This window comes from Lederbergia citri (assembly GCF_018343625.1).
Classification (GTDB): Bacteria; Bacillota; Bacilli; order Bacillales; family Bacillaceae_C; genus Lederbergia; species Lederbergia citri.
This window is the reverse complement of the sequence record NZ_JAGYPG010000002.1, coordinates 1009859-1034480: the sequence shown is the minus strand read 5'-3', so window position 1 is coordinate 1034480 and position 24622 is coordinate 1009859. Positions and strand designations below refer to the sequence as shown.

General features: G+C 38.4%; 19 protein-coding genes. 17 read left to right on the top strand and 2 right to left on the bottom strand.

What is annotated here, in order from left to right; translation table 11 throughout:
* Positions 1-95: 95 nt before the first annotated feature.
* A complete protein-coding gene (locus KHA97_RS13630) occupies positions 96-662 on the top strand; it encodes a helix-turn-helix domain-containing protein (protein ID WP_213122867.1) in 567 nt (188 codons plus the stop codon).
* Positions 563-1489 carry an IS3 family transposase gene (locus tag KHA97_RS13625; protein WP_213124256.1) on the top strand — a complete coding sequence of 309 codons (927 nt, stop codon included), beginning with the start codon at positions 563-565 and terminating at the stop codon, positions 1487-1489. Before KHA97_RS13630 ends, KHA97_RS13625 begins: the two co-directional genes overlap by 100 nt.
* Before the next feature lie 40 nt (positions 1490-1529).
* On the opposite strand, the gene zupT is transcribed toward KHA97_RS13625, so the two are convergent.
* Together zupT and KHA97_RS24460 are read right to left on the bottom strand one after the other, a co-directional pair.
* A complete protein-coding gene (zupT, locus tag KHA97_RS13620) occupies positions 1530-2339 on the bottom strand; it encodes a zinc transporter ZupT (protein ID WP_213125260.1) in 810 nt (269 codons plus the stop codon).
* Between the two features lie 390 nt (positions 2340-2729).
* Positions 2730-2837, bottom strand: coding sequence for a putative holin-like toxin (locus KHA97_RS24460; RefSeq protein ID WP_325167455.1), 108 nt, complete (start codon positions 2835-2837; stop codon positions 2730-2732).
* Between the two features lie 161 nt (positions 2838-2998).
* Between KHA97_RS24460 and KHA97_RS13615 the strand changes: the two genes are divergently transcribed.
* The 15 genes from KHA97_RS13615 to KHA97_RS13545 all read left to right on the top strand — a co-directional run bounded on the left by KHA97_RS13615 (position 2999) and on the right by KHA97_RS13545 (position 24597).
* Positions 2999-3463 (top strand): hypothetical protein, encoded by a 465-nt coding sequence (locus KHA97_RS13615; protein WP_213125259.1) that lies wholly within the window; start codon positions 2999-3001, stop codon positions 3461-3463.
* A gap of 12 nt (positions 3464-3475) precedes the next feature.
* Positions 3476-4120, top strand: coding sequence for a ThuA domain-containing protein (locus KHA97_RS13610; protein WP_213125258.1), 645 nt, complete (start codon positions 3476-3478; stop codon positions 4118-4120).
* A gap of 380 nt (positions 4121-4500) precedes the next feature.
* Complete coding sequence (locus KHA97_RS13605) at positions 4501-5472, top strand: LacI family DNA-binding transcriptional regulator (RefSeq protein WP_213125257.1); 972 nt, start codon at positions 4501-4503, stop codon at positions 5470-5472.
* 60 nt (positions 5473-5532) lie between these two features.
* Positions 5533-6912: an ABC transporter substrate-binding protein gene (locus KHA97_RS13600; protein WP_213125256.1), complete on the top strand. Its 1380-nt coding sequence runs from the start codon at positions 5533-5535 to the stop codon at positions 6910-6912.
* A gap of 26 nt (positions 6913-6938) precedes the next feature.
* Positions 6939-9881, top strand: a complete 2943-nt coding sequence (locus tag KHA97_RS13595) for an extracellular solute-binding protein (protein WP_233713474.1) — start codon at positions 6939-6941, stop codon at positions 9879-9881.
* Entirely contained in the window at positions 9871-10764 is an 894-nt protein-coding gene (locus KHA97_RS13590) for a carbohydrate ABC transporter permease (protein ID WP_213125255.1), read from the top strand. Before KHA97_RS13595 ends, KHA97_RS13590 begins: the two co-directional genes overlap by 11 nt.
* A gap of 386 nt (positions 10765-11150) precedes the next feature.
* Positions 11151-12032 (top strand): carbohydrate ABC transporter permease, encoded by an 882-nt coding sequence (locus KHA97_RS13585; RefSeq protein ID WP_213125254.1) that lies wholly within the window; start codon positions 11151-11153, stop codon positions 12030-12032.
* Positions 12033-12047: 15 nt separating this feature from the next.
* Positions 12048-14069, top strand: a complete 2022-nt coding sequence (locus tag KHA97_RS13580) for a YIP1 family protein (RefSeq protein WP_213125253.1) — start codon at positions 12048-12050, stop codon at positions 14067-14069.
* A complete protein-coding gene (locus KHA97_RS13575; protein ID WP_213125252.1) occupies positions 14062-16326 on the top strand; it encodes a DUF5696 domain-containing protein in 2265 nt (754 codons plus the stop codon). Before KHA97_RS13580 ends, KHA97_RS13575 begins: the two co-directional genes overlap by 8 nt.
* Complete coding sequence (locus KHA97_RS13570; RefSeq protein WP_213125251.1) at positions 16323-17180, top strand: carbohydrate ABC transporter permease; 858 nt, start codon at positions 16323-16325, stop codon at positions 17178-17180. Before KHA97_RS13575 ends, KHA97_RS13570 begins: the two co-directional genes overlap by 4 nt.
* A 362-nt stretch (positions 17181-17542) precedes the next feature.
* Positions 17543-18478 (top strand): carbohydrate ABC transporter permease, encoded by a 936-nt coding sequence (locus KHA97_RS13565; protein WP_325167454.1) that lies wholly within the window; start codon positions 17543-17545, stop codon positions 18476-18478.
* Between the two features lie 21 nt (positions 18479-18499).
* Positions 18500-19702: a glucoamylase family protein gene (locus tag KHA97_RS13560; RefSeq protein ID WP_213125250.1), complete on the top strand. Its 1203-nt coding sequence runs from the start codon at positions 18500-18502 to the stop codon at positions 19700-19702.
* Between the two features lie 14 nt (positions 19703-19716).
* Positions 19717-22128: a beta-galactosidase gene (locus KHA97_RS13555; RefSeq protein ID WP_213125249.1), complete on the top strand. Its 2412-nt coding sequence runs from the start codon at positions 19717-19719 to the stop codon at positions 22126-22128.
* 587 nt (positions 22129-22715) lie between these two features.
* Complete coding sequence (locus tag KHA97_RS13550) at positions 22716-23201, top strand: GNAT family N-acetyltransferase (protein ID WP_213125248.1); 486 nt, start codon at positions 22716-22718, stop codon at positions 23199-23201.
* A gap of 22 nt (positions 23202-23223) precedes the next feature.
* Positions 23224-24597, top strand: a complete 1374-nt coding sequence (locus tag KHA97_RS13545; RefSeq protein ID WP_213125247.1) for a S8 family serine peptidase — start codon at positions 23224-23226, stop codon at positions 24595-24597.
* The last annotated feature ends 25 nt before the right edge of the window (positions 24598-24622 follow it).

Genomic DNA, 24622 nt, shown 5'->3' with positions numbered 1-24622 from the left:
CCATTTTTTTACAATCATAGCGCAAAAAAGAAAGGGGTAGTCCTGTACTGCACCCCAAAAGTTAGAGTGAAATCTGACTTTTGGGGTGTTTGTTTTTGGCTAAATACAGTGAAGAATTTAAACTTATGGTGGTTAAAGAGTATCAGGAAGGAAAACTTGGACATAGATCTCTTGCTGAGAAGCATGGTGTTAAGAGTAAAGCACAAGTTGAACGATGGGTAAAAATCTATGAGAAGTTTGGAGAAATAGGATTAAAGAGGAAGAAGCATTCTGAAAGTTATTCTGTTCAATTTAAGCTAGATGTATTAAGCTTTATGAAAAGAACAGGTTCTTCAGAGACAGAGGCTGCCCTTCGTTTTGGGTTAACAAATCCTCCTATTATAGCCTCATGGAAAAAGTCATTTTTGGAGGGGGGAATTGAAGGCCTGGAGAGACCGAAAGGACGGCCGCCCATGTCTGATAAAGCTAAGAATAGAAAAAGCCAAAAAAGAACAGATGAAAAAGAAATGACATATCAACAAAAATTGGAGAGAGAAAATGAACTTCTTCGTTTAGAAATAGAATACTTAAAAAAGTTGCGAGCTTTTCAGATGGATCCGGAAGGCTATCTCGAAAAGCACAAGCAGCGTTATCATTCGAACTCAAAGAAACCTTCCAATTAAAAGATGTTTTACATAGAGTGGGTATTCCGGAGTCTTCCTACCATTATCATATAAAAGTGATGAAACGGGAAAACCCAGATCAAGAGCTTGAAGAATGTATTCAATTAATTTTTGATGAACATGATGGCAATTACGGTTATCGTCGAATCTACTTGGAATTAAAAAAACGTGGTACTCAAGTAAATCATAAGAAAGTACAGCGCATCATGAAGAAACTTAGACTTAAAGCTACAAAGTTTACAAGAAAATCACGCAAGTATAGTTCTTATAAAGGGACGGTTGGAAATATTGCCAAGAACCGTATTAAACGTCGTTTTTACACAAATGTCTGTCGTCAAAAGTTAACAACGGATATTACAGAATTCAAGTGTTCAGACGGTGTAAAACTTTATCTAAATCCTATTATGGATATGTTCAATGGTGAAATCCTATCTTACGGGGTAAGTATGCGACCAACCTTAGAAATAGCCCTTAAACCACTAGAGAAAGCTCTAGAGATAGTAAAAGAATCAAAGTATAGAACCACCGTACATTCTGATCAGGGTTGGCACTACCAACATAATATGTGGGTAAAAACACTCAAGGAACACAAGGTCTTTCAAAGTATGTCTCGAAAAGGAAACTGTTTAGATAATTCACCTATGGAGAACTTTTTCGGATTAATGAAACAAGAAATGTATTACGGGGAAGCTCTGTGCTCATATGAGGAATTGAAAACGAGAATAGAAGAATACATAAATTATTATAATTATAAACGTATAAAGAAAAAACTGGCAGGCATGAGCCCAGTTGAATACCGGATTCATACCAGCCAATTAGCAGCTTAATATAAAACTCTAACTTTTGGGGGTCACCTCATCCCCTTTCTTAAATAATTAGCAATAAACTTAAAGCCATGACAGCCATGCCGCTAACCAATCCAAAAATAGACGTATGGGCTTCGTCGTATTTTTTAGCTGCGGGTAACAAACCATCAAGAGAGATAAAGACCATAATGCCGGCCACAGCAGAAAAAATAACTCCAAACATTACATCGTTTAGAAAAGGCATTAAAATTAGGAACGCCACAATGGCACCGATTGGTTCGGACAATCCCGATAGAAAAGATAGTTTAAAGGCTTTCTTTCGGCTACCTGTTGCAAAATATACCGGTACCGCAACGGCAATTCCCTCAGGTATATTATGAATGGCGATTGCAATTGCGATAGCGACTCCAAGTGCGGGGTCCTGTAGGGCTGCTGTAAAAGTTGCAATTCCTTCTGGAAAATTATGAATCCCAATGGCTAATGCTGTGAATGCTCCCATTTTCAATAGTGAATAATCATTAAGTCCGCTTCCTTGTTTATCCATCTCTTCAACTTTTTTAAACTCATGTGGGTTTCCTTGTTTTGGGACAAACTGATCAATTAGAGCAATTAATAACATTCCTCCAAAAAATCCGCCAACTGTTGCCCAATTTCCCTTTTCTACCCCAAGAGCGAGCACGAGAGAGTCCTTCGCTTTTACAAAAATTTCGATCATGGATACATAAATCATAACCCCAGCTGAAAATCCTAAAGAGAAAGATAAAAATTTTGTATTGGTCGTGGATGTAAAAAGGGCGAACAGGCTTCCGATGCCCGTCGCTAAACCGGCAAAGAGTGTTAATCCAAATGCAAGTATTACATTCTCTGTCATTTTTCACTTTACTCCCTATAATATATGAGGCAAACGCCTTCTATTCTTCTAATCTATGCACAATTATGAAAATGTTGCTTTAAGGAAAAACTTAAAGTATGAGGCAAGTTATTCTCCTTATATCATACAACATTATGTCACCGTATTAAATGCTGATTAATATAAACAGCAAAATTAATAGATTTTCAGAATTGGATACGATATATGGCTAAAGTCACATGTCTTTCATTGAATTGTAGAAATTCCGAATGTATAATGGAGATAGTAAAGCATATTATGAGGGTGACCAGGTGTGCCAGCACCCGGTCAAGTCATTGCACACCGCAAGAAGAGCGGTTGACCTCAGAAAGAACAAGAATGGCCGTCCAATCCTTTGGTCTAGGGGGACGGTCATTTCTTTTTAGAAATCATGACGACCATCGTAACTATAAATGTAAGGAACGTAATCATCCCAACACAAAGCTGTATCATAAGACTCATGGATTCGAAAATCGTCATTGGCATCACCTCCTATAGGAAAGTGGCCAACCGCCCGCCCTGCATATGCAATTACTATTTTTATCTTAACACAAACGGAACATACGTTCGAGTATTTAGAAAAAATAATTGTAAATAAAATAGAGTATAGAAAAAATCATGAAAAAGAGAGGAAGTAAAAAATGCTCACTTTTGAAGAGAAGCAAGCGATTATAGAATCATTTCCCCAACTATCAAAGAAGGAAGTTTCAATGAAAAGATTGAATTATCATTATGAAGATAGTTTGTACGATAAAACAGTTGTTGTTTATCATCTTCATCCAAATGGAAATGGATTTGTCTATGTTGGTGATTTGCCTGGATATCAATCTGATAACAAGGGTCTTGTAAATATTAGGGAAGCTACTGAAGAGGAACTGCGAAAAATAATAGCCGACTCTATTCATTATTTATCTGAAGAAACAGAATCAAGCGAAGAAATAAATCCACCTGAATTTGAATGGCGCAATGAGGAAGGGCAGATTCTCATTTTAAAATATGAGGACATGCTTTGGAATATTTATGCTGGACTCAATTTAGTGGATAGCTTTGGAGCAAAATCTAATGCTGAGACTTATCTACAGGAAGAAGGTTTTAAGCCAATATAAGGAGGGACTTGAATGACATTAAAAATTTTTGCGGCTTTAGGTGATTTTTATCATGATGAAGCAATGTGCCGCCGAGCTTTAGACACTGCGATAAAAAAATTAGATCAGGACATAATGGTAGAATATATTCATGAAAATGATTTAATCAATCGTCTACAAGATAATCCAGATTTAGTTATTTTGTATAAATTAAATAAACTCAATCCTACAGATCCGCAATCTCCTGTTTGGATGGGGGAGGAAGAAGCTTCTATTATTTCTGCATATGTTGAAAATGGTGGAGCATGGTTCGCATGGCATTCCGGTATGGCATCCTATGAAGTGAAAACATATATAAACATGCTTAGAGGCTATTTTAAATATCATCCAGAGATGTCTACTATTACATACATTGCTGATCATCAAAACGTAGTTACAGATCCGAATGTGTCATATGAAATCGTCGATGAGCACTACTTTATAGACTGCGATGTCAACAATACAAATGTTTTCCTTCTTTCTGAGTCCAAGGACGGGAATTCTATAGCCGGCTGGCACCATCATTACGGAAAAGGGCGAGTTCTTTGCTTCACTCCGGCACATACTTTGGAAGCTCTGCTCCATCCAACAACAATAATGTTAATTGCATACTCTATTAAATGGTGTGTAACAAAATAAATTCCGGGCCTCTATTTGGGGCCCTTTTGTGTTCATCTCCCACTAAATCTAATAGATTTTGAGGAAGAGTCTTCATGCCAATATAAGAGGTTCGTTGGGAGCTAGTATGATTAGCTCCCTTTTTCATGCTTTGCCATATGATCAATTGGTTGGTTATTCCAGTATCTATCAGCAAATTAACCAATTATAATAGTAAAAGAAGTGTCACAAAAAAATTCAATTTATAGTTGTAAACGATAACACATCGTTTTATAATGGTTATCGAAACGTTTCAACCGTAAAAGGAAGGCGCTTCTTTTTTCTTGCTGTCAAATAGAAACGTTTCGAAAGATAGATTTTTGTGTTATATTTGAAACGTTTCAATTAAAGGGGGAGGGTATTTGGTTACTTTAAAAGATGTAGCGAAACGCGCTGGAGTCAGTGTTTCGACGGCATCTTATTCCATAAATAACAGTCCACTAATTACAAATGATACGAAAGAAAAAGTACTTCATGCGGCGAAAGAAATCGGATACCGTCCGAATGGTCTCGCCAAAAATTTAAAAGAGCAGAAAACGAATATTATCGGATTATTTTTAAGTGGTTTTACTGGCCCGTTCTTTAATGACATGGTAGAAGGTATACAAGATGTTGTCATGCAGAATAAGTATGAACTCGTCGTATGCGCCACGGCAGATACACACAGACTTCTTGTCGAAAGGTATGTAGATGGTGCCATTATATTAAATTACCACATGGAGGATGAACTTCTAGATTCATTGGCAAGTGAAAAATTACCTTGCGTAGTGCTCGACCGCGAGCTAGAAAACCCATACATAAAAAATGTTCTCCTGCCAAATGAAGAAGGCTCCGCAATTGCAGTTCAATATTTGACGGGAAAAGGACATAGGCGTATTGGTTTTATCGCTGGATCGCAAGCATCTTATGACGGGGAAACGCGCTTAAAAGGATTTAGAAAAGAAATCGCCAACCAAGGTATAACTTTTTTAGAGAGAGATTTAATTCGAGCTGATTTCACGGAAATGAGCGGTTATACCGAAATGAAAAACTATTTAGAAAAAGTAAATGGCGACTACCCGACAGCTATCGTTTGTGCAAACGATGAAATGGCAATTGGTGCGGTCAAAGCCATTCAAGAAAGTAAAATCAAGGTTCCAGAAGATATAGCTGTCGTTGGATTTGATGATATTTACATTTCACATTTTTTCACCCCATCTTTGACAACGATTAAAGTCCCTCGAAAAAAATGGGGACTAACAGCTGCAAACACATTATTTAAAATGCTGGAACACAATTTTGATTATGAGGCAGAACCGTTAAAAGTCGAATTAATGAGTAGAAATTCAGGTTGATTATAGATGAATTTTATAAGTAGCCATTTTCATTAAAAATTAACATTAGGAGAGATCACCATGAAGAAATTGTTTTCGATTTTAGCAGTGTTGGCACTTGTTTTTACAGTAGCTGCTTGCTCGAACGCGAAAGAAACTGGAAAAGAGAAGGAAAACAAGACTGATAAGAATGCAGAAAAACAAGAAAACGTGACGCTTTCTTATGCAAACTGGGCTAATGGAACAGAAGAAGAGCAAAATTTAGAGCGCCTAATGATTAAGGAGTTCGAAGCTGAAAATCCAAACATTAAAATCAATGTTTTTGAAATAGCAGGTGACTGGAATGAAGCATTATCAACTGCTGCAAGTGCGGGAGAAATGCCGGATGTATTTATGATTCCACAATTACCGCTAGCACTTTCTAATGACTGGCTATTAGATTTATCTGAATTAACTGCAGCTGACACAGATTTTGAAAATGTTCCTGAAGTTGTTCGTCAATCTGTAGAATTTAATGGCAAAGTTGTCGCTGTACCATTCGCACAGCACTTCTTAGGATATTTTGTAAACAAAGATTTATTCAATAAAGCAAACCTTGACTACCCAGAAATGGGAGCATCCATTGAAGAATTTACGAAAGCAGTAAAAGATGTAACGAATGTTAATGAAGGTGCAGTTGGGTTAACAAATCCGTTCTCTATTCCTGATTGGTATCCAGGTGCGGCAAATCCTGATATGGGTTGGTACACATATAAGGATGGCCAATATGCTCTTGATAGCAAAGAGTTCATCGCTGGAGTTAACTTGGCAAAAGAAATTACGACAAACGGCTATGCATATGAAGTTTTAACTGATGATCAAAAAGCGAATTTCAATGGTGAAGATCCTACTCAAGTTTGGGTAAATGGTGGAATCGGTATGCATTGGGATGGTTCTTGGGCGATTTCAAACTTAACTGAAAATGCTAGCTTTGACTTTGACTTCATCGGCATCCCTGGTGGAAAAACAGTTATTACAAATGATTTGCTCGGAATCTCTAAATCTACGAAACATGCTGAAGAAGCATATTTATTTGCTAAATATATGTCATTTGGTAAAGACGGATTTATGAAACGTATGGAAATTGCTGATAAAGAAGGAAAAACAGTTAACACATTGCCTGTAAACACTGATTCAGAAATTCTTGATGAGTACTTCTCAGAACTAAATGTACCTGGTGTTCGCAAAGCGTATGACCATCTTAACGAAGCTATTCTTGAGCCAGTAAAAACAGTTCCTGGATTTGCACAATCTAGATGGGAAGCTCCGACAGGCGTTAAAGTTGGAGAAAATGAAAATGCAACAATTGCACAAATGATTGATAGCTTTGTAAAAGGTGACTTAAAAGTTGAAGACTATGCAACACAATTAAATCAATTGGCAAATGAAAAAAGTAAGGAAGCAGCAGAGGCTTTAAAATAAAGCCATATTACTAGGAGGTAAATAGTATGAAGACGAAAATAATGATAAGTTTGGTTTTAATAGGGCTATTAGTAATTCCGAACGGAATGGCAATGGCTGAAAAGGATGTATCCAAGGACCAAACTGTCGAAAATGTCGTTGAAGAACGCTATCATACCGTCCTAGAACAATGGAAAGAAGCTGGAGTAGAGAACGCCTCAAATTTTGAGGCGTCCATCTCTCCATCTGATTTTAAAGATGTTAAAGAGGATGAACTGCTGTCAGCCGAAGACAGCAAGGGTTATGGGGATCGTGTCTTCTATTGGCATAATCAAGAATTATCATTTGATGTAATAGCTCCAGAAGATGGTTTATATGAAATTTCTTTTGACTATTATCCAATTAGTAAAGAGGTTGTTCCAATAGAGGGTTCAATCCTCGTTAATGGTAAATATCCGTTTTACGAGAGTAGAAGAATTGTATTCCCGCTTAAATGGAAAAGCGTGAAGGATACATTTGATTCAGATCGTTTTGGAAATGAAATTATTCCGAATCAAGAAGCTATTGCAGAATGGAGTAAAATAAGTGCACTAGATGCAAGTAACCTCCAATCTGAACCGTTGAAGTATCAATTGAAAAAAGGTAAGAATACCATTACATTTACACACTTAAACGGTGAAATGTTAATTGGAAATGTATATGTACATTCTCCTTCTGAGTTGATCTCTTATAAAGATTATCTACAAAACAATAAAAATAATAAAAAAGTCCAATCTTTGATTTCCCAAGAAGCGGAAAAAGGATATACGAAAAATAGTTCTTATATTCGCCCCGTTGCAACGACTGGATCTTCCGTTGTTCCGAATAACCCGAAATATTTATTATTAAACACAATTGGCGGCGACTCTTGGCGAGAAAGCGGACAACGCGTCAATTGGAACGTTTCAATAGCAGAAGATGGGTTTTATCATCTTACATTTAAAGTTTTACAAAAGAAAGAGACAGGCGGTCCTGTTTTCAGAAAGCTTTTGATTGATGGAGATATTCCATTTAGCGAAGCGGCATTAATCCCATTTGAATTTAATAAAAAGTGGGTGAATGCAACTCTTAAGGATGAAAAAGAGGATCCTTATTTATTCTATTTTACAAAAGGTGAACACGAGATTTCTCTAGAAGCGGATGCATCTCCAGTAGAGAGATCTATTTTTACGATAAATGAAGTAATCAAGGAAATGCAGAATTTCGCCCTTTCGATAAAGAAACTAACGGGTAATCAAAATGACCGTTCAAGAGGGTGGAAAATTAACGAGTACTTTCCTGACGCCGAAGATAAATTAAATGATTGGGCGAATCGACTTGAAGAAGAAAGTAAATATCTTACTTCCTTAAACAAAGGAAATCAGTCAAAGGATATTGTGTCCATGAACATGGCAGTTAAAAAGCTGCGGACGTTAAATAAGAAACCGAATGAAATTCCGAACAGATTGTCAGAATTAACGGAAGGATCATCATCTGTCGCTCAATTACTCGGAAACTTATTATTGGAACTGCCTAAACAACCGTTACTAATAGACCGCTTTTATATACATGGAGAAAATAAATTACCTGCTCCGACTTCTGGCTTGTTCAAAAACTCCTGGTATGGGATGAAACGATTTGTACAATCATTTTCTGCGGGTAATTATTCTGCATCAAGTGCTGATGATCAAACGCTTGAAATATGGGTGAATCGTCAACGTCAATACGTAGACATTATCCAAAACCTAGCAGATCAGAATTTCACACCAAAGACGGGAATAAAGGTGAAATTTTCGATAATGCCAGATGAAGGGAAATTAATTTTAGCAAGTGCTGCAAATAATCAGCCGGATGTGGCGATTGGAATAAGCAACTGGTTGCCTTATGAATTATCGATTCGTGGAGCGGCTGTTGATTTGCATGAATTTAGTGATTTTGAAGATTACATTAAACAATTCTCACCTGGAGCTTTTTTACCGCTTATGGTTGATGATTCGGTCTATGCCTTACCGGAAACACAGGATTTTTATGTGCAATTTTATCGGAAGGATATTTTGAATGCCTTAAATGTCCCTGTTCCTGATACGTGGGATGATGTAATTAAAATCTTGCCTGAGCTGCAAAGATTTGGAATGAATTACTATACACCGATTGCTGGAGCCGGAGGATTCAAATCGTTTCAGACGACAGCCCCATTTATTTACCAATTCCATGGGGATTTATATGAGGAAGATGGTATGCGGACAGCTATAGGAGAAGAAGATTCGTTAAAAGCGATTGAATTCATGGCTAAGTTAAACACGATTTACAGCATGCCAATGCAAGTTCCTAATTTCTATAATCATTTCCGTTATTCAACATTGCCAATAGGAATTGCAAATTTTTCAACATATGTTCAATTAACTGCAGCTGCCCCAGAAATCGCTGGTTGGTGGGATATTTCTCCCTACCCAGGTGTTAAACAACCTGACGGATCCGTAGAGAGATGGGCAACCGGCTCTGGACAGTCAGCGATAATGTTTAAAGGTACGAAAGACCGTGAAAAATCATGGGAGTTTTTAAAATGGTGGATGTCGACAGATACTCAGGTTGACTTTGCTACAACCTTACAGACATTATATGGACCAGAGTATATGTGGAACTCTGCTAATTTAGAGGCATTTAAACAGCTTCCTTGGCCAGAGGAACATAAAGAAACCATTTTAAAACAATGGGAGTATTTGCAGGAAGTACCAAGAACACCGGGTGCTTATATGGTGGAAAGGGAATTGAGTAATATATGGAACCGAATTGTCTTTGATGGGGAGAATCCACGATCGGCAGTAGATGATTCTGTCATCGCGATTAATCGTGAAATTAGCCGGAAGATGGAGGAGTTTGGCTATATGAAAAATGGAAAGATGGTCAAACCGTATCAGATTCCTTCCATTGAACAAGTAAAGAGTTGGGCAGGCGAAGAACATGAAAATTAAAAAGAAAATAGATTGGTCACATTGGGCCTTCCTTGGACCGTATATTATTTTATTCACCGCGTTCATCATTATCCCGGTTGTCGCGGCAATCTATTTATCGTTTACGTATTTTAACGCCATTGAAGCTCCATCCTTTATTGGCTTGAGCAATTATGTCAGTCTCCTTACTCAGGATGAAGTGTTTATGCAGGTTGTTTTGCCAAACACATTGACATTTGCGTTGATTGTTGGACCTGGTGGATATCTCCTTTCATTTATTCTCGCTTGGGCTCTCGCTCAAGTGCCGAAAACGATGAGAACGATATTAGCTTTAATTATCTATTCCCCATCCATGACAGCGGGCGTCGCAATGGCTGTCGTGTGGACGATCATTTTTAGTGGGGATGAAACAGGTTATTTAAATAGTATTTTAATCACAATGGGAGTACTCTTTGAACCTATTCAGTGGCTGCAATCTCCTCATTTCTTAATGAAGATTATGATTTTCGTAACTTTATGGGGAAGTATGGGAGTAGGGTTCTTGGCGATGTTATCTGGTGTTCTCAACATTGATAGTGAAATTTATGAAGCTGGATATATTGATGGGATTAAAAATCGTTTCCAAGAAGTCATTTATATTACGATTCCATCCATGAAACCGCAAATGTTATTCGGGGCAGTTATGGCTGTTGTTGGAACCTTCCAGGCAGGAGCCATTGGGGTTGCCCTTTCCGGCGCAAACCCAACACCACAATATGCAGGACAGCTCATGGTAAACCATTTGGAGGACTATGGATTTATCCGTTATGAAATGGGATATGCAGCAGCCATTTCAGTCGTATTGTTGATTGTCGTTTATGCATTCTCAAAAGTTGCTTGGAAGTTATTTGGGGAAAAAGATTAAGTAGATTTTTATGTTTAAAAGTTAAGAAAGTATAAGTTTTTTATAGTCTATATTTTGAGTTTAGACTTTTTCTGTCCAGCTCCAGCGCCTATCGACTAGCAAACTTCTTGTTCTTCTCCCTACGGTAAGTCAACATCGACTCGTCCTATCGGACTCATCGTGTTTCCTTTATCTCAGTCGAAGGCAATAAAGGAACGTCGACTAAAAACAGCCACGTCCTATGGCAACGTCGACGGACCCACATCCTGTGGGCCGGTATGTCGATGAGCAAGGCGCTTGCGCTTTTCTTATTTCGAGTGGAAATCAAACAATCCTAAAATATATCAAGCAAACTAATAAACTCTTAAGTTTTTCGTCAAGGCGTCATTGAATAAGGAGGAAACAACATGTCGTCCTTTCAAGGTACAAAGATAAACCCGACAAAGTTTCATAAGAGCCAGTTGAAGTTTTATACATTTTTAGTACCACTGGCGATTTTTATGGCTTTGCCGATCATCTATATTATTTTTCACGCATTCAAACCAATTGATGAGTTGTTTGCCTACCCGCCTCGTTTTTTCGTACAAAAGCCAACATTCCAAAACTTTGTTGACTTGTTTGCACAAACGAATGCATCAGGCATTCCAATCTCACGCTATTTATTTAATAGTATCGTCGTTACGATTATTGTTGTGTTTTTAACGATATTATTTAGCACAATGGCAGGATACGCATTATCGAAGAAAAATTTCTTGTTGAAGAAGACGATTTTTGAAATTAATACACTTGCATTAATGTTCGTACCAGCAGCTGTTGCTATCCCAAGGTATTTATTAATTGAAAAACTTGGATTGATTAATTCGTTTTGGGTTCATATTTTACCTCTTTTGGCGATGCCAATCGGTTTGTTTTTAGTGAAGCAGTTTATTGATCAAATTCCAAATGAACTAGTTGAAGCGGCAAGGATGGATGGGGCATCTGACTTCAGGATTTATACAACCATCATCATCCCGCTTATAAAACCGGCTATTGCCACGGTGGCGATTTTGTCGTTCCAGACGGTTTGGAATAATATCGAAACTTCAACGCTTTATGTGAATGATGAAGGGTTAAAGACGTTCTCATTTTATATGTCTACCCTTGCTTCACAGGTTACAGGGGGTAATACAGTGGCTGGTCAAGGAATTGCAGCCGCAGCTTCTTTAATCATGTTCTTACCAAACTTAATCATTTTTATCATTTTACAAAGTCAAGTCATGAATACAATGGCACACTCAGGAATCAAGTAAGGAAGGGGGAGGCAAATGCAGCAATTTTTCAAAATATTTATATGCGCAGCGATATTCGTCCTTTTTCCCTTTCTGAACGTTGCCTCAGCATCAGCGCCATATAAAACATTGATCGTATCACCAAGTGGAGATTTAATAGAGACACAAACAGCGTATGAACCGCTCGGACGCTTATTTACTAGTGTTGATATCGTTAATCCAGAAGATATTTTCATAGATGATAAAGGCTCCATCTATGTAGTTGACTCAGGAACGAAAAAGGTACTTGTTGCGAATTCCAAAGGGGACGTTGTAGCTGAGATTGGAGCAGGAATTCTTGGGCTGCCTAAAGGGGTATTTGTTGACGAGCAAGGATATATATATGTAGCTGATTATGAAAAGGAAAAGGTCTTTCGCTTTTCAAGTAAAGGTGAGTTAGAAAAAGAATACGGAAAACCTGACTCTCCTTTATTCGGAAGTAAATCTCCATATAAACCTCAAAAAGTAGCGGTCGACCGAAGGGGCAATATTTATGTCATCGGAGAAGGTTCGACGAATGGTATGATGCAGCTAAGCCATGAGGGTGAATTTCTAGGTTATTATGGCGTCAATCGTACAGAGGTTTCTGTCGGGGCAGTTCTTCGTAATCTAATAGCTTCCGAGAAACAAAAGGCCTCTTTATTTATGAAAACACCGCCCGCACCAGACAATTTGGCGATTGATAAAGAAGGTCTCATTTATTCGGTCACACAAGGTACAAAAACGGAAGTCATCAAAAAATTGAATGTAGCTGGGCAAAATATGTTACATCCGTACATTCTTGATGATGCGAATCTAGTAGACATCACAGTCGATGCGAACGGCAATATATTCGTTATGAATGCTTCGGGAAACATCTTTGAATTTGATAGTTACGGGAACTATTTATTCCTCTTTGGTGGGAAAGACGATGGAACCAATCGTCTGGGGTTATTTAAACAACCTAGTGGTATAGCAGTCGATCAATTAGGAAGAATTTATGTATCTGATAAAGAGACGGGAATGATACAGGTTTTTGAACCTACTGCCTTCTCAAACCTAGTCCATGAAGGCATCGCTCTTTATAAGGACGGTCTGTATGTTCAAAGTCAGAAATATTGGGAGTCTGTGCTTTCATTAAATTCTTCCTTTGGACTTGCTCATGCGGCGATGGGAAAAGCGTACTACAAGCAGCAGCAATATGATGAAGCGTTAGCGGAGTTTAGACTGGCTGAAGATGTATGGGGATATTCTGATTCATTTTGGGAAGTTCGTCATGCATGGATGCAGAAGCATCTTGAAAAAATACTTGTCGCTGGGTTTGTTCTGATCGCTTTCTATTATATTGCCAAATTCTTAGATAAAAAGAAAAATATATTCGGTGGTTTACGCCGCTTTTGGGGCAATGTCAAAAAGAGAAAACTTCTATCTGAGCTACTCTTTTTATTCCGTTTCTTCAAGCATCCAATTGATAGTTTTTATGATTTACAGAGGATGGGGAAAGCGTCTGTCTTATCGGCAACCATTTTGTACGTGTTTTTATTTGTTGCGTATTTAATTCATCGCTTTCAAACAGGTTTCATCTTCTCTTCCTATCGAAGCGATGAAACAAATGTGTTATTTGAGTTTGCAATTATCTTTGTTCCTTTGCTTGCTTTTATCATCGTCAACTATTTGGTTAGTACGATAAATGACGGTGAAGGACGATTTAAAGATATATACATTGGAACAATTTATTCACTAGCGCCTTACTTAGTATTTATTCTTCCACTAACATTGTTGTCCAATATACTAAGCGGAAATGAATACTTTGTTTATTTGTTCTCATTACGGATTATTTACGCTTGGTGTTTAGTGATTTTATTTATCATGATTAAAGAGATTCATAACTATTCCATTTCGGAAACGATCCGAAATATTTTAGTAACATTATTCGGAATGGCGATTTTACTATTAGTAGTGTTTATTATTTTCGTCTTAATGGATCAAGTGTATGACTTTGTCTATTCCATCGTAAAGGAGGCCTTGTTGCGTGTATAAAAAATGGATGTTTGCAGTCGTTGTAATGTTATTTCCGGTTTTAATCATTGCAAATCACTCATTTGGCGCTAAATCAGATGATTCTGTTGAAACGCTGGATTTAAGCGATCATACGATAAGGTATTCTTCCGCTCAATTTACTCAACCTGAGCCTGCGGAACAGCAAGAAATCAAGCAAGACTCCTCTTTCGAAGGATATACAAAAGCAGCTGAAAGTGATGAGTTAGTCCTTTTTGTAAATAAAAAATCATTGGCGATTAAACTGCAAAATAAAAAAACAGGTTATACTTGGGGATCAGGTATAGATCATCCGGAAAACTACAGATTGAACAAAACATGGGAACAAATAGTTCAGTCTGCGATTACAGTTGATTTCACCGATCGCCAAGGAAAACTAAGAACCGAGAGCATTTTAACGAATGATTCAACTCCGACAGTAAAACTTTCGGATAATGGTTTTAGTGCAGACGTATTTTTATTTCAATCCAAGCTTAAATTTCAGCTTGATGTACAGCTAAAAGGCAATGAATTAGACATTTCCATTCCGCAAGAGAAACTGAAGGAAGATAAGCGCAATAAGCTCGTGTCGTTGCAAATTTACCCATTTTTAGGTTCGGTGAATGAAAACGACATCCAGGGCTATATGTTTATTCCTGATGGGAGTGGGGCACTCATTCGCTATGACAAGAGTGTGAAATCAAGCGGAACTCCATTTGTAGGATCTATATATGGAGTAGATGAAGGAATAAAAAATAAAACGAGGGCAAGTAAAGATGTCCTGCCTGTCCAACAAATCAAAATGCCCATTTTCGGTGCAGTCCATGGGGTTAAGCAAAATGGATTCATTGCGATTGTAGAAGACGGTTTTTCATATGGGGATATTGTTGCTTATCCTGCAGGAGCATCTACTGATTTCAACCGCGTATCGTCGAAGTTTAATTATCGATATGAGTATTTTCAACCAACAAGTAAAAGTAGTACTGGCATGAACGTCTATCAAAAAGAAATGAATAAAATGGATGTAAAACTGAAGTATATCTTTTTAAGTGATAAAGATGCTGATTATGTTGGAATGGCAAAATCATATCGGAATTATTTGGCCGATCACGATTTGTTAACGAAGCAAGAAGATCAAGCAAATGTCCGCTTAGAATTTTTAGGCGGGGAAATGAAAAAGGGTCTTCTTTGGAATTCTGTTATTCCGATGACCCCAATTGACCGCATTCCTCATTTTACAAATGAATTAAGAAAAAATGGCGTCGAGGATATGTTTGTTGTGTATAAAGGCTGGTCAGATGGCGGCTTAACAGGATCACTGCCTGGGAAATTTCCAATGGAAAGCAAATTAGGCAGCAAAAAGGATGCTAAAGCGACCATCGATACTTTGAAAAATGATAATATCCCAATGTATTTCTACACTGATTACACGAAAGCATATGAAGGGGCATCAGGATTTTCCGGAAGTAAGGATGTCGCTAAAAAAATTAGTTCAGAAACGATTTCCCATAAAGTAAATGATCTCACTTCGTATTATTTATCACCTAAAAAGGCGCTTGATATTGCGAAAAAGGATAGTAAAAACTATGAGTCTTATGGAATGGAAAATCTAGCTGTTGACTCCAGCGGTTTTACGTTATTTTCTGATTTTAGTAAATCAAAAAAACAAACCCGTTTGGAAACTCTGGAAACATATAAAGAAATCTTTTCATTTTTAAATAAAAATGTTGGAAAAACGGCACTTTATGAACCGAATGTGTATGCATGGTCAGATGCGGAAAAGTATTTGGACATCCCGATAAATTCATCGAATTATGTGTTCGAAACAGATACCGTGCCATTTATGCAAATTGTGTTGAAAGGGTCTATCCCATATTACGCGCCGTTTACCAATTTCAATTCCAATCAGGAAGATCAGTTGCTACGCATGATTGAATACGGAGCGTACCCTTCCTTTCTATTGACAGAGGAGCCATCACATTTGCTGGCAAAAACACCTTCTAAAAATGTCTATACGTCAGAGTTTACCGTTTGGAAGGATGACATTATAAAACAATATAAACAAATACAGGAAGTACTTGGACAAGTAGAATCGGCAACTATTGAAAGCAGACACGTCCCGGAAAATGGCATCGTTGAAGTAACTTATTCAAATGGCAAGACGGTAGTCGTCAACTATACAAATTCAATCTACAAGAAAGACGGAGTTGAAGTGAGTGCCAAAGGTTTTTCTGTAGTGGATAAGGGGGGAGAGCAGTGAAACTAAGGGGACTTAGAGCTAGACATAGTATGACTGGATGGTTATTTGTTTCACCTTGGATCATCGGATTTTTGATCTTCACTGCTGTTCCTTTGTTTTACTCTTTATATTTAAGTTTTCAAAAGGTAAAAATTACGACAAGCGGGGTTCAAACGACATTTGTTAAGTTTGAAAACTATAAATATGCGTTTGGTGTCGACGCTGCTTTCGTGGATAAACTAACAACTTATTTAAAGGAACTCGTTATATCCGTACCAATCATAATCGTTTTCTCCTTAATCATTGCTTTGCTATTAAACCAGAAAGTGAAATTACGAGGAATGTTCCGGACGATTTTCTTTCTTCCAGTTATCATATCAAGCGGACCGGTCATTAAGGAACTGATTGATCAAGGGGTTACAACCATTCCTTCCATTGAACAATACGCCATTTACGAAGCGCTAAATGCAAATCCAGATGGTTTTATTAATGGAATATTACTCTATTTGATCAAAAACTTAATCGTCATTCTCTGGTTTTCCGGAGTGCAGATTTTAATCTTCCTTGCTGCTTTGCAAAAAATGGACAGCCAGACATACGAGGCAGCAGCGATTGATGGTGCATCACCATGGGAATCATTCTGGAAACTGACTTTACCTAGTCTAGCACCTATGATTCTCGTAAACATCATTTACACAATTGTGACGTATTCTATCTTTTCATTGAATCCTGTCATCGACCATATACAGAAGAACATGTTTAGGGTAGACACTGGTTTCGGATATGCGTCAGCATTATCGTGGATTTATTTCGTCATTATTACTATTGCACTTGCACTCACAGTTGGCGCCATGACGTTGAAGAGGAAGAAGTAAGAAAAGTGGAAGCGCCTTGCCCATCGACGTACAGGCCCACAGGATGTGGGTCCGTCGACGTCGCCACAGGACGTGGCGGTTTTAGTCGACGTTCCTTTTTCGGCCTATGACTGAGATAAAGGAAACACGACGAGGTTGGAAAAGCGGAAGGCGACTGGTTAGCCCCGACAAGCAAATGTTCTGAGTCAAAAAAGTCCGCACTTTGACTTTTATTGACTCAGGTTATTTGACCTCGAGGGGCTGGTGCCTGCAGCTAGACAAGACGAGCCGATGTTGACTTATCGTAGGGAAGAGGACAAGAAGTTTGCTAGTCGATAGGCGCTGGAACTGGACAGCGAAAACCTAAAAAGGAAGGGTTCAATGTGCAAAAAATAGAAAATCATTATTTAAAAGCAAAAAAATGGCTCTTAGGTATGCGCGGAAATGATGGCTTCCTTTTAAAGATTCTCATATATGGTTTGTTGGTTGGAATCGGATTTGTTTATTTATACCCGCTTTTACACATGGGAGTATACAGCATTAAAAGCTTGGATGACATATTAAATCCACTTGTGAATTGGATTCCGACTCACTTTTACCTAGGGAATTATACGAAAGCGAATCAAGTATTGAACTTTTTCCCAGTATTACTAGAGACTTTGTATGTAACAGTCTTACCATCTGTTGCACAAACCGCTGTGGCTGCGGTTGTTGGATACGGGTTGGCACGATTTTCTTTTCGCGGAAAAAATATTTTATTCGTCCTTGTATTGGCGACATTTATTATTCCGCCTCAAGTTACACTCATTCCAAGATATATATTTTTCAATGAGCTGAATATTTTAGGCAGTTTGAACGCATTTCTCCTTCCTGCTATATCAGGACAAGGAATCAATAGCGCCATTTTCATTCTAATTTTCTATCAGTTTTTTAGAATGATGCCAAAATCATTGGAAGAGGCAGCGCAAATTGATGGAGCGGGTCACTTGCGAATTTTCTTTACGATTGCAATTCCAATGGCTGTTCCAGCAATCATCATTTCATTCCTATTTTCTTTTGTATGGTACTGGAATGAAACATATCTAGCATCGATTTATTTCGGAAAAGAATTGACGACACTTCCATTGCAACTCCAAAAGTTTGTTGCAGCTTATCAAAAAATGTTCCCGGCAGGTATGGAGGGAAGTGCTAATCAAATTAATGAAGGAATTAGGATGGCGGGAACGCTGCTTTCTATCTTGCCGTTATTAATTGTTTATTTTATAACGCAAAGATGGTTTGTCGAAGGAGTAGACCGGACAGGAATTACCGGAGAATAATAGGTTGAAGGGAAGGGCATCATGGAAAAGCCAAATATTTTAGACTTAGAAGCAAAAGGTTGCTTTGACTTCTTTTGGAACGAAGCAAATACAGATAAAAATTCTGATGGATACGGATTGATTCTTGATCAATCGGCAAATAAAGAAGTAGCGAGTATTGCAGCGGTTGGTTTCGGATTAACAGCGATTGTAATCGGAATTGAAAGAGGATGGATTACCCGTGAAGAGGGATATGAGCGTACAAAGGGAACGCTTGAAACCTTTTTGAATCATGTTCAACATGAGAAAGGCTTCTTTTATCACTTTTTGGATATGAATACAGGTAAGGAATATGAGAAATTTAGTGATTGTGCCTCCATTATTGATACGACACTCTTTTTAAATGGGGCCATCACATCTGCGGAGTATTTCGAAGGTGAAATTAAAGAACTATTTGAACAAATTTATGAACGTATTGACTGGACTATTTATTACGACGAAGATGTAAATCAATATTATATGGGATATGACCCTGAAAGGGGAGGCTTCCATCACTGGGAAACGTATGCGGAACAAATGACGCAATATGTGCTCGGTGTTGCTTCACCAACTAAGCCTGTTCCGGTAAAAATATATGATGACTTTGAACGGAAAACAGCGAAATACGGTCCGTATGAATATATCAATGCGCCAGGTGGAGCTTTGTTCGTACACCAGTTTTCTCATGCGTTTATCGATTTTAAAAAGGTTTTGGATAAGGACGGAACGGATTGGTTCGAGAATTCTGTGCAGGCTTCACTAGCAAGCCGTCACTATAGCATCGAGAATCCGAATGGTCGAAAAACATATCATGAAAATGCATGGGGCTTGACAGCATGCGCGTCTCCAAATGGCTATATCGTACCAGGGACTCCGCCATTTTATCCGAATGTTAACCCAAACAATGAAGGAACTGTTCCTCCATGTGGGGCGGCAGGATCGATTGTTTTTACTCCTGAAGAATCAATTGCAGCGTTAGAATATTACTATGAGAACCACCCACAATTATGGGGAGAATACGGGTTCTGGGATGCGTATAACTTGGATGTAGAGCCAGCATGGTATGCGGAGCATGTCATCGGAATCGACAAAGGAATTACGCTTCTTATGATTGAAAACTACAGATCAGGTCTTGTTTGGGATTTATATATGAAAAACAAATATGTTCAGCGCGGGATTGAAATGCTGGGCTGGACGAAAAGATAAGCCTGAGGTGCCATATGATCGAAATTAAAAACAAACAAATTTTAATCGACGGCAAACCACAGCTGATCATGTGTGGTGAAATTCATTATTTTCGCCTTGATCGAGCGGATTGGCAGGATCGAATCGATAAGTTAAAGCTTTCTGGATGTAATGCGGTCGCCACGTATGTGCCATGGGTCATTCACGAGTTCGAGGAAGGGAACATTGATTTAACCGGAGAAACTCGTCCTGAACTGGACCTTAAGGCGTTTGTGGATTTATGCGAAGAAAACGGCCTTTATTTCTTTGTTCGTCCAGGCCCGTTCACTATGGCGGAAATGAAAAATGAAGGATTACCTTTCTGGGTGTACGAAAAGCACCCAGAAATCATTCCAACTGGATGGGACAAGAAGCCAGCGACTACAAAAACAATCGATTATTTGCACCCTGGGTATTTACGTGACGTGAAAAATTGGTATCGTGCCGTCATGGAGATTGTAGAGCCTAAGCTTTATCCAAATGGAAATGTTATTGCATTCCAGCTTGATAATGAAATTGGCATGCTTTCTTGGGTCAGCAATTGTCCAGACTTAACGGATTTTGTGTTGGATGATTTTGCGGCATGGTTGTCGCGTTCTTATGCCGAAGAAACTTTAGCGAAACGCTATCCGTTTAATATAGAGGAAAAAGAAGTTCGTAACGACGCGATTCGTTCACCACAGGAATCATATTCCTTGGAATTAATGAAGGATCTCGGTTATTTTATGAGAAACCGTTTTGCGAGATATATCGCTGTGCTTCGTGATTATGCGGAAGAATTTGGAGCGAAAGATATTCCTTTCGTTGTCAATATTCATGGAACGGGCGGTGGGCGCGGATTCACATTCCCGATTGGAATTAGTCAGCTATACGAAACGTACACTCAAGGTCCTGGATATTTATCCGGCTCTGATATTTATTTTGGCGATTTGACAGTAGAAACATTCCAAGATTTGTATTTGATTAATGGGTTTATGGATTCTGTCCATCTTCCAGATCAGCCGCTCACTTCCGTCGAATTTAATTGTGGCGATGGGAACTTTGGGAATAACTTGAGCGGGCGCTACGATCCTTCGGCAGCAGATTTTAAAACAAGAATGTGTATTGCTCAAGGAAATCGTTTGATCAATTATTATTTATTTGCTGGTGGTCGTAACTATCGTTTTGAATCGTCAAAAGGCGATGGAAATGACCGAATCGCTTTTACAGGTGAGCACCATGGATTTGCTGCACCAGTTGGACCGGAAGGGAAATTGAATTATACGTTCCCACGGATGGCGAGATCTATTAAAACGATGATGGCTGTTTCTGATAAGCTAGCGGCGATGGACGAAGAGCGCGATAATATTTCTTTTGCTTTTATTCCAGATTACTATATGACGGAATATCGCTATCCAACGAGTGAAAAGATGAGGCAAGTGCTGTCAAACATTGAGGCTAACCGTGCATACAGCTCTTGGGAAAGCATGGGACGGGCGTTGTTATTATTGGGCTACCGATTTGGGGCTATAGATATTCAAAACAAACCGCTTTCTGTTGATGATACGGAAGTACTTGCATTGCCTTCTGCAAAGTATATGGCAGCGAACATTCAAAGTAAGTTGGTTGACTTTTTAGAAGCTGGCGGAAGGATTCTTTTATACGGCGAACTTCCACAATTTGATATGGAGGGCAATCCTTGTACAATTTTAGCGGATGCTCTTCGTATTAAAGCGGCTGGAGAAAAGCGTGATAGCTCAGAATATTATTTGTCACTGAACGCTTTGAACTGGGCAGGGGGGCGTCCTGAAACAAGAACCCACTTTGCACAAGTGATGGAGTCGGACACCGCCACACCACTTCTAAGCGTGTATGGTACAGATGAAGTATGCGCATATGATGCTGTCGTAGGAAAGGGCCGAGCGGTTGTAGTAGCCGCTGCGTATCCATGCGATTTAGTCTTTTATAAAAAAGTATTTTCAAAATTGGGTGCAGTAGCTAGGCTTACTCATGACTATGAGGATCATGGCATTTTCAGCACATCAACAGCAAATGCAGCTGGCGAACGCTTTATCCATCTGCTGAATCTTGACGGATTAGATAAAACGTTGAGAGTGTATCATGATGGAGAGGCATTGTTTGGTGGAAGAGAGTTGCTCCTCCAAAGTAAAGAAGGGGCTATGCTCCCTGTGAATGTGCAGCTCGACGGAATCGGAGAAATTGTCTATTCAACGGCGGAAATCATGTACGTTGGCGAAAATGAGATTGAATTCCATTTAACCCAAGCACAAGACGTAATAGCGATTCGAACAGAGAGAGCTATTTCGGATAGTGCTGAATATGATGCTGAGCTTGTTGATGGCGTGACATTCATTCGTTCTAAAAAGCATTCGAAAGTGGATTCGCAGTTGACTGTTAGATTTGAATAAGGTGTAGAAAAATCCTGGGGGAAATGCATTTCTCCCAGGATTTTTATTTAGTTTACATTGTTCCTTAAATCATTTGGATTCTTGGTATAATTAGATGACTGCAAAGGTCACTACTAACGCTATTCGGAATGAAATGATTTTACATCTATTTACGCTGTGGAAACCTGAGGATTCACGATGAAATGATTTATTAATCCGATTTCATTGAGTAAAAGCTGAGAATTCACGTCGAAATCATGTATTAATCCGATTTCATCGAGAAAAAGCTAAGAATTCACGATGAATTCATGTATTAAACCAATTTCATCGAGAAAAAGCTATGAATTCACGATGAAATCATGTATTAAACCAATTTCATCGAGAAAAAGCTGAGAATTCACGACGAAATCATGTATTAATCCAATTTCATCGAGAAAAAGCCGAGAATTCACGACGAAATCATACTATTAAACCAATTCAACTTGAATAAGCTGAGAATTTACGACGAAATCATGTATAAGAGTAATAGTGTAACATTACTTTGAAACAAAGAAGGAAAAATCCCAGATTCTATTGAATAAATAGTAGAGAATCAAAGGGGGATATCCATGTTGAAGATTAGAAACATAAAAGAATCAGAGATTGAATTTTTAAAAGACATGATGTACGAGTCTATCCACATTCCAGAAAATAAGCTGCCTAAAGAAGAATTATTAAATCTTCCTCATCTGAAAAAATATAATGAAAATTGGGGAAGACCGGGGGATCGTGCCTTGTTGGCTGAAGATAGCGATGGCAATGCTATGGGGGCAGCCTGGTATCGATTATTCGACGAACAAAATAAGGGCTATGGGTATATTGATAACTTTACACCAGAATTAGGAATTGCTGTTTCTCCCGAAGCAAGAGGGATGGGTGTAGGTTCATTACTAATGAAGGCATTGATTGAACAGGCGGAGCACGATGGCTTTAAAGGCTTATCCCTAAGTGTAGACCCAAATAACGAGCAGGCGGTTCACGTATACAAAAAACTCGGATTTGAGGAATGCGGGTTATCGGGAACGTCTGTGACAATGGTATATAGTTTAAAATAAAAAAACTGTATGGAGGATATTAGTGAATAATAGAATTCCTGAACCAACATGGGCAAGATTAGGATTTAAAACCCCACCTAATCCTGAAACATCCGGTAAAAACGTAGGGATTGTTATCATTGATCATGTAAATACTGATGGAGAATTTCATTATTTAGGAGACAGATTGCATCAAGTTTCTGTACATGAAGACCTATCTGTTTCTTGTTGTTCATTCCAAACTTATCAAAGTGATTATCACGATATTTCGGAGCATGGGGCGAATGTGTTGAGGCTTTTAGCGCATCCGCCTTTTTCTTATAAAAATCATACATACGTGGGATTAGCCCCCGCTGCAACCTTCTTTATACTATCAGAATATGATCCTGAAAAACTAAGAAAAGGAATAGAATGGCTAGTAGAGAGAAGACAAGAATGGAATATAAAGATCATATTAAACTTGTTAGTTCCTCGAGTGGAGATATTTCAAAATACCTCATTGGATCCTTTTGTAAAAGCTTTTCAACCAGCCCTAGATGCAAATTTACTTGTTGTGGCAGCTAATGGCAACTCGCGTGCACATAATAACTTACATCCAATCGAGTTTTTTGCAATAGGTGGATATGACGATAAAGGAAGTACTGACAAGGATGAATATGAGGCTCATCCGTCTGTCCCTTGGGGAAGAAACGGAGACGGACATATGCGTCCGGATATTTTGGCCCCTTTTTCTAATCTTCCTGTAAAACTCTTAAACAATGAACTCACTTTTTTTGAAGGCTCTTGTGGTACCTCTTCCATGGTAGCTGGTGTATGCGCATATCTATTTTCAAAATATCCAGAGATTGATTCAGATACGGTGAGACATACATTAATTAAAACTGGATTAGCATTAAAAGAGGATAAGATTCCAGCGACGATTATCCAGGTTGATTCTGCGATAGAAGCATTAAATGAAAAAATGATGTTTCCTGGTAGTACAAATAGCGTAAAGATTAGAAGTGCGGACCCAGACGTTTCCATAAAATCTAAAGACCCTGTAAAAAGGGCGCTATCTCTAACACAATATATAATAGAAGGAAAATGTTCCCGTGAAATGCTTTGGACTTTGCTATATGAGGACGAGTCTCCAATCGTCAAAAAGAATGTAATTTGGGCACTAGGTAAATCATTGACTAACTCCGAAAAAGAAAGATTATGGATGCTTTTTCACAATGAAAAAGATACGAATGGTGTAAGAGAAGCAATTGCATATGCCTTATTTGAACATGCTGAACCTTCCGATTTAGATAACTGGATTGCATTGATTGATGAGCAAAGTACGGATATTCGATTATCGGTGAAATTATATCTACAAAAATTTTATAAAGATTCCCCGAATTCACTCACTCCAGTGTCATTGATCCGGAAGAAATAAAAGAAAATGCAGAGGGTATCAAAAG